This is a genomic window from Nocardia sp. NPDC051756 (genome assembly GCF_040681495.1).
Classification (GTDB): Bacteria; Actinomycetota; Actinomycetes; order Mycobacteriales; family Mycobacteriaceae; genus Nocardia.
Map to the genome: position 1 here is coordinate 1 of NZ_JBFAYV010000011.1, position 12,410 is coordinate 12,410.

Annotated in this window: 13 protein-coding genes and 1 pseudogene; 8 read left to right on the top strand and 6 right to left on the bottom strand. The window is 65.0% G+C overall.

From position 1 onward, the window contains the following. From AB0M22_RS37700 to AB0M22_RS37720, 5 genes and pseudogenes are all read left to right on the top strand, one after another. A pseudogene (locus AB0M22_RS37700) lies at positions 1-839 on the top strand (hypothetical protein); the annotation flags it as partial. Positions 840-877: 38 nt separating this feature from the next. Continuing rightward, positions 878-1,957, top strand: coding sequence for a glycosyltransferase (locus AB0M22_RS37705; protein ID WP_364737142.1), 1,080 nt, complete (start codon positions 878-880; stop codon positions 1,955-1,957). Positions 1,958-1,967: 10 nt separating this feature from the next. Beyond that, positions 1,968-3,566: a DUF707 domain-containing protein gene (locus AB0M22_RS37710; protein WP_364737144.1), complete on the top strand. Its 1,599-nt coding sequence runs from the start codon at positions 1,968-1,970 to the stop codon at positions 3,564-3,566. Positions 3,567-3,638: 72 nt separating this feature from the next. Beyond that, positions 3,639-4,493 carry a GNAT family N-acetyltransferase gene (locus AB0M22_RS37715; protein WP_364737146.1) on the top strand — a complete coding sequence of 285 codons (855 nt, stop codon included), beginning with the start codon at positions 3,639-3,641 and terminating at the stop codon, positions 4,491-4,493. A 108-nt stretch (positions 4,494-4,601) separates the two neighbouring features. Beyond that, the gene (locus AB0M22_RS37720; protein WP_364737148.1) at positions 4,602-5,561 is read left to right on the top strand and encodes a glycoside hydrolase family 43 protein; all 960 of its coding nucleotides are present in this window, start codon (positions 4,602-4,604) and stop codon (positions 5,559-5,561) included. A 74-nt stretch (positions 5,562-5,635) separates the two neighbouring features. Here AB0M22_RS37720 and AB0M22_RS37725 read toward each other — a convergent pair whose 3' ends face one another. The 5 genes from AB0M22_RS37725 to AB0M22_RS37745 form a co-directional block, all read right to left on the bottom strand. After that, the gene (locus AB0M22_RS37725; protein WP_364737150.1) at positions 5,636-6,397 is read right to left on the bottom strand and encodes an ABC transporter permease; all 762 of its coding nucleotides are present in this window, start codon (positions 6,395-6,397) and stop codon (positions 5,636-5,638) included. Then, the gene (locus tag AB0M22_RS37730; RefSeq protein WP_364737152.1) at positions 6,394-7,179 is read right to left on the bottom strand and encodes an ATP-binding cassette domain-containing protein; all 786 of its coding nucleotides are present in this window, start codon (positions 7,177-7,179) and stop codon (positions 6,394-6,396) included. Before AB0M22_RS37730 ends, AB0M22_RS37725 begins: the two co-directional genes overlap by 4 nt. Before the next feature lie 250 nt (positions 7,180-7,429). Further along, the gene (locus AB0M22_RS37735) at positions 7,430-7,696 is read right to left on the bottom strand and encodes a MerR family transcriptional regulator (RefSeq protein ID WP_364737154.1); all 267 of its coding nucleotides are present in this window, start codon (positions 7,694-7,696) and stop codon (positions 7,430-7,432) included. A 49-nt stretch (positions 7,697-7,745) separates the two neighbouring features. After that, positions 7,746-8,090 (bottom strand): DUF1048 domain-containing protein, encoded by a 345-nt coding sequence (locus AB0M22_RS37740; protein ID WP_364737489.1) that lies wholly within the window; start codon positions 8,088-8,090, stop codon positions 7,746-7,748. A gap of 2 nt (positions 8,091-8,092) precedes the next feature. After that, positions 8,093-8,422, bottom strand: coding sequence for a PadR family transcriptional regulator (locus AB0M22_RS37745; RefSeq protein WP_364737156.1), 330 nt, complete (start codon positions 8,420-8,422; stop codon positions 8,093-8,095). Positions 8,423-8,687: 265 nt separating this feature from the next. On the opposite strand from AB0M22_RS37745, the gene AB0M22_RS37750 reads away from it, so the two are divergent. Genes AB0M22_RS37750 through AB0M22_RS37760 form a run of 3 tightly spaced genes read left to right on the top strand, consistent with a single transcriptional unit; the run spans position 8,688 to position 10,707 of the window. After that, positions 8,688-9,947, top strand: a complete 1,260-nt coding sequence (locus AB0M22_RS37750; RefSeq protein WP_364737158.1) for an amidase domain-containing protein — start codon at positions 8,688-8,690, stop codon at positions 9,945-9,947. Further along, positions 9,944-10,345, top strand: coding sequence for a hypothetical protein (locus AB0M22_RS37755; RefSeq protein ID WP_364737160.1), 402 nt, complete (start codon positions 9,944-9,946; stop codon positions 10,343-10,345). The genes AB0M22_RS37750 and AB0M22_RS37755 overlap by 4 nt, the downstream gene beginning before the upstream one ends. A gap of 26 nt (positions 10,346-10,371) precedes the next feature. Next, complete coding sequence (locus AB0M22_RS37760; RefSeq protein ID WP_364737162.1) at positions 10,372-10,707, top strand: type VII secretion target; 336 nt, start codon at positions 10,372-10,374, stop codon at positions 10,705-10,707. On the opposite strand, the gene AB0M22_RS37765 is transcribed toward AB0M22_RS37760, so the two are convergent. After that, complete coding sequence (locus AB0M22_RS37765; RefSeq protein WP_364737164.1) at positions 10,708-12,345, bottom strand: amino acid adenylation domain-containing protein; 1,638 nt, start codon at positions 12,343-12,345, stop codon at positions 10,708-10,710. Positions 12,346-12,410: the final 65 nt, after the last annotated feature.

Here is a 12,410-nt window from a genome sequence, read left to right on the forward strand (position 1 = left end):
TCACCGACCCCAACACCCTCGCCGCAGCCACCAGCAACCTGCCCGGCACCTACAACTACAAACAACCCACCGGCAACAACCACGACAACAACAACAACGACAACAGTGGCGGCGGTAAAGGCGGCGGCGGAACAGGCGGCGGCAAAGATAGCGGCAGCGGAGGCAAGCCCGGCGGAAGCGACAGTGGCGCAGGCAAACCCGGAGCGGGAAGCGGCGGTAAGAGCGGCGCGGGGAACAGCCCGCACTCCAGCGCAGGTGCCGGACCGTCTCCCACCGGCCGCCCAGGCCCCACGCCCGCCAACTCCCCCGGTGGCGCCACCGGCCCACTCACCGATGCCACCGGGCCGCTGTCGACTCTCGCAAACATGTTGCAGCAGTTGAACTCCGGCGCTCTACTTGGCCCGTCCGGCGTTTCCGGCCCGTGGGGTGCGTCCGGTCCCTGGGGCGCCTCCGGCCCACTGGGCGCGTCGGGTCCCTTCGGACTCAACGTCTCTCCGGCCGGCGCCGGTGCCGGCGGCGGTTCAGCAGGCGCCGGAAGCAGCCCCACCAAGTCCGGTGTTCCGTCAACTCCCGTCGATGACAAGCTGTTTCCTCGCGCGGGCGCCTCCGGTGCCAAGACGGAGACCGAGGTCGCCCGGGCCGGCATAGCGCCGTCCGCCGCAATGCCCATGGGCGGCGGCTACCCGATGGGCGGTGGCATGGGTGGCGGAATGGGCGGCGCGCAGGGCGGTCAACCCCAGCAGCAGCGCAAACGCGCGGCCTACCTCGACGGCCCGGAGCACCTGGACGAAGCCGTCGGCGAGGATCCGTTGTCGGTCCGGCCCGTCATCGACCGCTGAGGCACCCCGACCCTCCGAGCCGAATGTGAGGCCCGCCCATGCGTTTCCATGTCGTCAACCTGCCCAACACGCAGACCACCAAGTACTACCAGCCCTGCGCCTACACCCAGAAGAACCGGCGCTTCGCCGAGATGATGACGAACCTCGGCCACGAAGTGTTCCTCTACGGCGGTGAGGAAAACACCGCGGCCTGCACCGAATTCGTCACCATAGTGACGAAAGCCGAGCAGGCCGAATGGTTCGGCGGCAACGACCTGTACAAGGAGCTCAACAATCTGACCTGGGATCCCTACGAGCCGCACTGGCTGATCTCGAATGAACGCGCGGTCACCGAGATCGCCAAGCGCCGGCAGGATCGCGACTTCATCTGCGTCCTCGGCGGCGGCAGCCAGAAACCGATCGCGGATATGTTCCCCGAGCTCATGACCGTCGAATTCGGCATCGGTTACAGCGGGGTGTTCGCCAAATACCGAGTCTTCGAGAGCTACGCCTGGATGCACGCCGTATACGGTTCGCGCACAACGGTTCCCGGCGTGATGAGTGCCCGCGGCGCGTTCTATGACGCGGTGATCCCGAATTACTATGAGGTGGAGGACTTTCCGTTCTCGGCCGAGAAGGACGACTACTTCCTGTTCATCGGCCGCCTGGTCGAGGCGAAGGGCATCCAGATCGCTATCGAGACCTGTCAGCGGCTGGGGGTGAAGCTCGTGGTGGCCGGTGCTGGTGAACCGCCCGCGGCCGATGTCGCCGAGTATGTCGGCGTTGTCGACCACGTGCGCCGCGGTGAGCTGATGAGCCGCGCCCGTGGGGTTTTCGTGCCCTCGCTGTATCTGGAACCGTTCGGCGGTGTGCATGCCGAGGCGATGTTGTGCGGTACGCCGGTCATCACCACCGACTGGGGCGTGTTCACCGAGACCGTGCAGCAAGGCGTGCAGGGCTACCGGTGCCGGAACCTCCAGGAATTCTGCACCGCCGCAGACTCGGTGGACAAACTCGACTATCAGGGGATCCGCGACTACGCGATCTCCAAGTTCTCGACCGATGTCGTCGCTCCCCAATACGAGGCGTATTTCGAACGTCTGCAAACCCTTTGGGGCGAGGGCTGGTACGCCGCGTAAGGAGATGGTCATGACGACAGCACCGCACACCACCGGTGTCCGGCCGACGACCCGACGGAACCTGGTAGTCCTTCGGGCGGGCGACGCGTCGCTGCACGAAGAATGGCTCGCGGGACCGCACCCACGGACTTGGGATCTGGTGGTCAGCTACTTCGGCGACGACCCGCACCGATTTCGCGCCGACGGCGTGATCCGACTGGATCGCAAAGGGCCGAAATGGCCCGCCCTGCACCATGTCCTGACCGTCGACCTGGCCGCGACGCTCGCCGACTACGACTACGTCTGGCTCCCCGACGACGACCTCGCCACCGACACCTACACCATCAATGAACTATTCGAATACGCTGCGCAGTACCGTCTTTCGCTCACTCAGCCCGCGCTCACCGAAGACAGCTACTACACCCACGAGATCACCCTGGTCGATCGCCGGTTCGAGCTTCGATACACGAATTTCGTGGAGATCATGGCACCGTGCTTCAGCCGGGAGTTCCTGGCCCGCTGCCTACCGACGTTCGACGCGACCCAAACCGGTTGGGGCCTGGACTTCCATTGGCCGCGGTTCGCGCCGGACACCTCATCGATCGCCATCGTCGACGCAGTCACGGTCCGGCACACCCGCCCGGTCGGCGGGCCGAATCTGACGGCGGCACGGGCAGCCGGCGTGAATCCCCTGACGGAGTATCACGATTACCTGGTCACGCATGGGATCCACGACCTCACGACGCGGATGTTCCGGGGCGTCGGCGCGGACAAGCGAGCGCGGGCAGCGGAACCGACCGCGATCTGCGTCAGCATCGACGCACCGCATCCCGGGCTGGCGACCTGGTTGAAACATCATGCGGCACACGCGGATCTGATCATCGTCTACACCGACGATTCGGTCGTGCGGGCCACCGTCGAGGAACTGTGCGCGGAACAGTCCGTGCTCCTGCGTGACCGGGCCCCGGACAACGGCGCCGCGGCGGACCGGGAGGTGGCCGATATTCGTTCCGCCGTCGCGACCGCCCTCACGGCCGGAGTGACCTGGTTGCTTCCACTGGGCCCCGACGAACTGTTCTACGACGACGGCCGCCGACGCTGGCAGATTCCCGGCGCTGGTCAGGTGACCTTCCTCGGCCACGAGGCCATCCCCGTCGGTCGCCAGGTGACCGATCCGTTCCACGAATGCACCGTGTTCCGGGTCAGCGGCCGTTCGCCGTTCCAGGACACGCCGGCCAACCGCAGCGCCGTTCGGCTCGGCCCACACGTCACACCGGTCGACCGACATGGATTCACCGGATTCACCGACCCGGGCACGATGGTCACCGCGCCGCTGATCCTGCACTACCCGTACCCGAGCTTCGAGAGCTGGCTGGCCCGTGCGGCCGCGGCGGCCGCGAGCGGGGGGACCCTCGCGCTGAACTTCGCCCACTACTCCCGCGAACTGTTGCAGGTAGCCGTCGCCCACGACCGACTCGACGGCGCCCGCGCCTGCTTCCAAGCCGGGATCCCCTCGGATGGCATGATCGACCGCATGGTGCGCGCCGGCGAACTCATGCGCGCGTACCCGACCCGGGGCCTCCCCTACGCGATGACCAATCGTCAAGTGCCAGCACATACTTCGGCTTAGCCCGGAAAATCGGTTTGCCTCCGCGGTTGTTGTTCGTACCGTGAGCGAATGGATTGCGTAGAGGTCAGGCGGATGCGTACGGACGACTTGCCCGACGCGGAACGCACTTCCGGAGCGGTCTTCCTCGACAGCGATCGACGTGATCGGCGGGTCAGTGAGCCCGAACCCGAACCTCGATCGGAAGATGCCGCCGAGCGGTGGATCGAGCGGATGCGCTACTTCCTCGGGATCGATCCGCAAGGTTGCTGGGTCGCTGCCGACGGTGCGCAGATCGTCGGATTCGCGGTCGCGCAGAACCGAGATCGCCTGTGGTACTTGGCGACCTACGGTGTCCTGTCGAGCCGGCAGGGGCACGGCATCGGGAAACGACTGCTCGACGCCGTCCTGACCCACGCCGACGGTCGCCAGGGAATGTTCTCCTCCTCAGTACATCCCGGCGCCACGCGACGCTACCGATTGGCCGGGTTCTCGCTGCACCCCCAGATGCGCATGTTCGGCACCGTCGATCGCACCAAGCTGGCGGCGGTGACCGGACTGTCCGACGGGTCGGCCGCGGACTTCGACTGGATGAACCGGCTGGACCAGCGGCTCCGCGGGGCCGGCCATGGGCCCGATCACCAGTACCTGCTGGCCGGTCACCGCCTGGTCGTGTCCCGGGCCGGCGACGAGCCGGGTTACGTTTACCTCGACCACCGAGGACGGCCGATTCTGCTTGCCGCCGCCGATCAGCGGACCGCGGAAAAGCTACTGTGGGAAGCGCTCGCCTCCACAGACGGCGACACGCTCGTCAACTGCATCACCACCGCGAACGAGTGGGCGATCGACGTCGGACTGGCCGCCGGACTCCGTCTCGGCCAAGAAGGTTATCTCGCCGTTCGTGGCATGCCGACTCCAGCGCCCTACCTGGCCAGCGGGCAGTTCCTTTGAATCGCGGGCCTGTCCTCCGGAGCGGTTTTCGGGTGGTTGACGCTGCGTGATGCCCTAGAGTTTGGGCGAGCGCACGTTACGAGATCCGCGACGATGGGGTGACGTTCGATGGTCGAGCATGTGGCTAAAGCGGGAACCGCCGGGACATTTCGCAATGCGTTGAATCCGGCGGCTGATCCGTTCCTGACCTATTACGCAGGGAACTACTACCTTTCGACCAGCCAAGGCACCGTCTTGCGGATCTGGAAGGCTACTTCACTGGGCGATCTGGCTGCCGCACAACCGAATACGGTGTGGTGCGACCAGGACCCCGCACGCAACCAAGACATGTGGGCGCCGTCTTTCCGTCTGCTCGACGGGCATTGGTACTTCTACTACAGTGCCGGCGACGGCACCCGCGACGGACACCGCCTCTATGTCTTGCGGTCGGAGGGCTCGGATCCGTTGGGCCCGTACACTTTCGCCGGCCAACTCGGCGCGCCCGAAATGTGGTCGATCGACCCGGAACTGCTACAGCTCGGCGGCCGGCTCTACCTGTTGTGGGCCGGCCCGAACAACCTCCTGCACATCGCCCCGATGAGCGACCCCGTCACCGTGTCCGGCCGAGCCGTGTACCTGCCCTCGGCCGGTGGATGCGACGAGGTACGCGAAGCCCCGACGACAATCCAGCGCAACGGCACCACCTACCTGGTCTACTCCACCTGCGACACCGGAAAACCCGACTACCAGCTGTGGATGCATTCCCTTCCACCCGGCGCAGACCCCCTCGTACCCGCCAACTGGCACCAGCACCCAACCCCACTCTTCACCCGCAACGACCCCGCCGGCGTCTTCGGCCCAGGCTCCAACGGCTTCTTCCAAAGCCCCGATGGTACCGAGGACTGGATCGTCTACCACGCCAAAGACACCAGCGAATACACCTACGACCGACGAACCACCCGCGCCCAAAAATTCACCTGGAACACCGACGGCACACCAGATTTCGGCAGCCCACTCTCGATGGACACCGACATCCCATTACCCTCCGGTGATCCCGCAGCTTCGAATGCCGCCGACGATCGGGCGTGAGCGACCGGACGGCAGGCGAGCCGACAAATGCTTTGTTCACGACGTTCCCATCCGTGCGCCGAAGGATTGATAACTCAGGAGATCTTGCGGCGGTAGGTGAGCATGGCGAAGAAGTAGGCGACTGCGAGGATGCCTAGGCACCAACCTAGGGCGATCCAGATGTCGCCGCCTACTGGTTGTTCGGTGAACAGGTTGCGGACGGCGTTGACGATGTAGGTCACCGGTTGGTTCTCGGCGAATGCGCGGACCGGGGCAGGCATGGAGCCGGTGGGGACGAAGGCCGAGCTGATGAAGGGGAGGAAGATCAGGGGGTAGGAGAAGGCGCTGGCGCCGTCGGCGGTTTTCGCGGTGAGGCCGGGGATTACGGCGATCCAGGTCAGGGCGAGGGTGAACAGGATCAGGATGCCGGCTACGGCGAGCCAGGCCAATACTCCTGCGCCGGAGCGGAAGCCCATGAGCAGGGCGACGAGGACGACGACCACGACCGAGATCAGGTTGGCTACGAGTGAGGTCAGCACGTGCGCCCACAGCACCGACGACCGCGCGATCGGCATGGATTGGAAGCGTTCGAAGATGCCGCCCTTCATGTCCAGGAAGAGCCGAAATGCGGTGTAGGAGATGCCCGATGCGATGGTGATGAGCAGGATGCCGGGCAGCAGGTAGTTCACGTAAGAGTCCGAGCCGGTGTTGATCGCACCGCCGAATACGTAGACGAACAGCAGCATGAAGGCGATGGGCATGATCGTGGTCGTGATGATGGTGTCCACGCTGCGCGTGATGTGCCGCAGGGACCGGCCGAGCAAAGTGGCGGTGTCGCCGAAGAAGTGCGTGGTCATGAGTGTTCCTTAGTCGTCACGGCTTCGTCGCCGACGAGGGAGAGGAAGACGTCTTCGAGAGTTGGCTGCTTCTCGACGTATTCGACTTTGGCGGGTGGGAGCAGTTGTTTCAGCTCGGCGAGGGTGCCGTTGACGATGATTCGGCCCTTGTGCAGGATGGCGATCCGGTCGGCGAGTTGTTCTGCCTCGTCCAGGTATTGGGTGGTGAGCAGGACGGTTGTGCCTTGGCCTGCGAGATCCTTGACCGCTTGCCACACTTCGAGGCGGGCTTGCGGGTCCAGGCCGGTGGTGGGTTCGTCCAGGAAGATGATCGGCGGGTTGCCGATGAGGCTCATGGCGATGTCGAGGCGGCGGCGCATACCACCGGAATACGTGGAGACTTTGCGAGTGGCCGCGTCGGCCAAAGAGAAACGGGCGAGCAGGTTGTCGGCGATCGCGCGGGGGTCGTCGAGGTGGCGCAGCTTCGCCACCAGCACGAGATTCTCCCGGCCGCTGAGGATTTCGTCGACGGCGGCGAATTGTCCGGTGAGGCTAAAGGATTCGCGCACGTTCGCCGCCTGGGTGGCGACGTCGAAGCCGTTGACGACGGCCGTGCCCGCGTCGGCTTTGAGTAGCGTGGCGAGGATTCGGATGACGGTGGTCTTGCCGGCGCCGTTCGAGCCGAGCAAGGCGAAGATGCTGCCGTGCTCGACCTCGAAGTCCACGCCGCGCAACACATTCAGGTCCTTGTAGGACTTTTCCAGGCCCTGTACGCGGATTGGTGGAGCTTGCTGTGTCGTCATCGGGCGGCCCTGCCTTCGTTGTCCGCAGATGCGGCCACGGCGTCGACCTGGACCGACACCGTGCCGATCCGGGTCGGATTGATGCGTTGAACGTTCATGTGATCACCCTTGGGGTTGCTACACAGCATATACGTAGATGTATACGTAGATACTATAGGTATAGCTATACGTACACACAAGTGGCAGTTGTGTGGGAGTTGAGAGTTCATGATTGAGGCGTCCGCAAGTACGGAAACCCCAGTTCAGAGACCTATATAGCGTCGTCGAGGACGCGCTCGACGTGCGCGAGGTAGTCGAGCAGATCCCCGATTTCGGCCAGCGGCACACCCGCTCCGGCCAACGTTCGGACTTGCACCAGCCGCAGTAGCTCGGCAGGTCGATACCGGCGAGCGCCGGAACTGTCGCATTCCGGTTCCCCGACCAGGCCGTGCCGGTGATACTCCCGCAGCGTGGCCACCGTGACGCCGGCGAACGCCGCCGCCCGGTCGACAGTGAACCCGTCTCGCGCGGTATGCATTGTCCCGCAGTACTTCTCAGGAACCCGCGCTTGCGCTGTCGGCATCGCCCTAACTTTTCTCTCCGGCAGCGCGCTCGATGGCGGTGATCAGCCGCTGCTGTTCACGGCTCATCCACGACTCTTCCTGATAGTTCCGCGCAAACGCCTCGATGAACTCCACCGGATCCTGACCGACAACCTCGCGGATAGGCGTTCCCTCCGCCGCGCTCTGCTCGAACAGGTCGAGCAGGTCCTCGAACAGCGAAACACCGCCGCCCGACCCGGAGTAGTTCACGTACCGTTCGAAAGCATCTACGGCCGTATGATACGGCGCGGGAAGCTGTTTCACCCGCGCCTTGTACTGCCACCAGCGCCGCTTCTCGCCGAGGTCGCCGATCACCTTTTCGATGAACATGGTCACTTGCCTCCTTCATGAAGTTGTTCGAGCCGTTCCGCGAGGAATCGCCAGGTGCTCCAGAACTCGTCGAGGTATTCGCGCCCCTGCGCGTTGAGCGAATACACCTTGCGCGGCGGACCCTTCTCCGACGGGATCTTCTCCACGTCGACCAGATCCTTCTTCTCGATCCGGACGAGCAGGGCGTAGATGGTGCCCTCGGCGATGTCGGCGAATCCCTGCTCACGCAGCCACGCCGTGATCTCGTATCCGTACGCGGAACGCACGGACAGGATCGCCAGGACAATGCCCTCCAACGTGCCTTTGAGCAGCTCTGTCATCTGCTTGCCCACGGATCACCTCCCACTACTCAATATCACTGACTACTAGTAGATAGTAACACTGAATAGCGGCAAGGCAAGGGGCCCGCAGCACGTGCTCTGAACCCCTTCCCCGCTCTACGAATAGAACGGTTTCTCCAAGCACCCCAACATGATTCGGCGCAGACCGCCCCGTCGAGGGGACGGTGAGCAATCCCCCACAACCTTGGGCATGACGCCCTACCCGGGGGCGGCGATGATGTGACTACCGAATGGAGATGATCCCTGGGGGGATTCGATGGTTTCTTTCGCCGATTTGCGGGATGCTAAGCCGGATCTGTGGCAGGTGGCTGCCGATGATCTGTTGGCGGTGTCCAAACAGACCGAGCGGACTGCGGACAATATTCATGCCAACGGCATCAAGGCGCTCGAGAACAGCTGGCCGGACAACACCGGTACCCGGGCCCGCGAAACCCTGGTCAAGGTCGCGAATCGGATGGTGAACGCGAGCATTCTGTCCCGCGGTGCGATGACCGCGCTCGACGCGCTCCAGGATTCGGTCGCCATCGCGCAGCGCGAATTGACCGCCGCCGTGAATTACGCGACCGCGCAACAGTTCTCCGTGGCGGCGGACGGATCTCTGAGCATGCCACCGGACGGCGAGTTCAGCATCGCCAAATATCTGTCGATGCTGAGCACCCAGCGCATGATCAACGACGCGATCGAGGCGGCCACCCAGGCCGATCAGGCGTGCGTGGAGGCGATCGCCGCGGTCAATGTCGATCCGGACAACGTGACGCAGGAAGACGCGCAGAGCAGGCAGAGCGAGGCGGTGCGCAAGGCGCTCCAAGAGATGCGGAACCTGCTGCCCGACGGATTGTCTCCACATCAGGTCGAGCAATGGTGGAAGGCACTCACGCCCGAACAACAGCAGCAACTGATGCGCGCGGTGCCCGTCGAACTGCACAACCTGGCCGGAATTCCGGACGACGTGAAGAAACAGCTCGCCGACGACGGCCGCGGCTACGATCCGGTGAAAACGGTCCGCTGGGCGCTGGAAAATGCCAACAACACAGACATCGACGTTTTCGGCAACAATTGCGCGAACTTCGCCTCGCACTCGCTGCGGGAAGGCGGCCTGAAAGACAAGATGGACTTCTGGAGCTGGGGCACGCTGGACAGCGACAACTGGGGCACCTCGTTGGCGGGCGACGCGGGTGTCCCCGGCATAGAAGGCAAAACGCACACCCGATCCTGGTATAACTCGGACGCGCAGCGACAGTTCTTCCTCGAGCACGGCGGCGCCGAGGTGCCGCCGTCGGCCGCGAAACCAGGTGACATCGTGTACTTCAATTACAACGACGGTCCGGGCGGTCACCCGGACGGCGAGAGCCACCACACGGCCGTGGTCACCGCGGTCCTGCCCGACGGTGAAGTGCTGTACACACAGCACACGCCGGGTGCGGCGAACCAGAGCCTGAACGACCGCCTGCCGATGGTCGAGCAGGGCGAGGGGCGGCAGGGGATCACGATCGTCCGCCCGAAGGAAACATGGTGACCACGGCGCCGGCCCGTACCGCCGAGTGGTCATCCGCCGCCCTCGGGCTGGTCGCACTCGTCGGATCCGTTGCCGCGTACGGGGTTCGGCATGCGCGGCGGCAGGATTGGCAGGACCTGGTCGTCGGCACCCGCTGCCGCACGATCCCGCCGCTGCCGAACGTCACGGCGTTGAACTGGCTCGGAATCGTGTCGAGCGTGGTCGCGATCATGGCATTCGCGTACTACTGCCGGGTGGTCGTTCGCGGGCGCGGGACGTCGCTACGCGTCGTGATCGGCGCATTACTCGGAGTGGTGGCCGTCGGCTGTGTGGTGATCGGACTGCTGTTCGTGACGACCACCCCGACCGATGCGCACGACGGTTTGGACGGCAGCGGATTGCCCTGCGCCAGCGGGTAATCCGTTCGGGGAGAGGAAGTTCGATCATGACCGACGAGATCAACATCGCGCCGGGTGAGGTGAAACAGTCCGGCTCGACGATTTCGACCGAAGCAACCGAGGCGCGCACGGCGTTGAAGGCGATGTTCGACTCGGCGCAGCCGGCCGCGGACGGGAACAAAGGTTTCGCGTCCGGCCCTGCCCTGGTCACGTATTCCAACGGGCTGAAAACCGAGATGGAGGGCACAATTACCGATCTCGAGACGACTGGCCAGAAGATCGTGGCGGCGGCGGAGACGTTGCAGGGCATGGACGTCGACAACGCCACCGGTATCAGCCGGGTCGCCACCGCGCTCAACGGTTTGGGCAAGCCGCCGCAGTAGTTACTGTCGGATCAGTTGGCGCAGTGCGGGATTCGGTCCGTCGGGGTGTGTGATCACGGCTGGGCGGGCGTGGACCTGTTCGACGGCTCGTCGGCGTAGTTGTGCGCGGTCTTGTTTTCCGTTGCAGGTCAATGGGATTCGGCGGGTGCGGACGAAACGGCTTGGTACCGATGCCGACGACAGTTGTCGACCGAGGCAGGCGCGTAGGCGGCGGAACAGAGCTTCTGGTTCGCATTCGGTGTCGGTGGGTTGGATCCAGGCGACCATGGTGGTGTCGTCATCGACGTCGACCGCGACCACCACGGCTGCGGCGACCCCGGGATCCGCGAGTAGATGCTGCTCGATCTCCCCCGGCTCGATTCGCTGACCGCGGATCGTCACCTGGTCGTCGACGCGGCCGAGATACTCCAGTTCGCCGTTGACCAGCCGTACTCGGTCGCCGGTTCGGTAGAGCCTCGACACAGACGAACCCGCGGGGGCTGCGACGAACGCTCGCGCGGTCAGGTCGGGACGGTTCAGATATCCGGCTGCTATCGGGATGCCGCCGATGTGCAGTTCACCCTCGTCACCAGGGCAGACCGGCAGTCCGTCGGCGTCGAGGACACTCAGCACGCAGTTATCGATCGGCCGGCCGATGTACACCGCGTCGATGTCGGCCGGGTTGCTCGGACAGGTCCAGGCCGTCACGTCGATCGCGGCCTCGGCCGGGCCGTACAGATTGTGCAGCGCGGCGGGCAGTGTCGCCACGAACTCCCTGGCCACGGGCACCGGGAGCGGCTCACCACCACAGAACACGTGCCGCAACGACGTACACCGGGCAGCGTCCGGCCACCGCAGGAACTCCCGCAGCATGGACGGCACGAAATGGCAGATGGTGATCTGGTGCCGCGCGATGGCCTGTGCGACCGCGACCGGGTCGCGATGTTCCGCCGACGCCAGGAAGACGCATCGCGCACCCGCGATCAGCGGCAACAGCAGTTCCCAGCCGGAAACGTCGATCGAGACCGGTGTTTTCTGCAAGATCCGGTCATCGGCGCCGACCCCATACGTCTCGCGCATCCATTCCAGGCGATTGCCCAACGCGCGAACAGACACGACGACACCCTTCGGTGCGCCCGTGGATCCCGAGGTGAACAGCACATAAGCGGGTTGATCGGCCGGCACCTCCGGCAACGGGTCGAGCTCGTCCGTGTCGGCCTCCCGGGGCAGATCCAGCGCCCGCAACCCGCACTCGACGACCAGTTCCCGACCGGCACCGGTCACCAAAGCCACTGCGCAGTCGGCGATCTCGGTGACCTGCCGCATCCGCGCCGTGGACGCGCTCGGGTCGACCAGCAGGTAGGGCAGCCCGGCCTTGAGCACACCGAGCAATGCGACGAGCAGGGCGGAGCCGCGCGGTACCGCGATCGCGACGGTCCGCCCCCGCGGCGCGCTCGTGCGGAGCAGCCGGGCGACGCGATCCGAGCGCAGCTCCAACTCGCGATAGGTCAGCTCACCGCAGCCGTCCGCGGCGGCGATCGCCCCCGGCGCCCGCGTCGACGCCGCCCGGACCAGACCCGGAATGCCGTGCCGGAAACTCCGCTCAACGGTTCGGCCACGCAGCTCCAGCGCCGCCACCGAGTATTGCTCGTGCAACAAGACCTCCACGCTCCAACTCAGTCCCTCGATGACCACGGTAGGCCGCGGAATCCCCCGGACATACG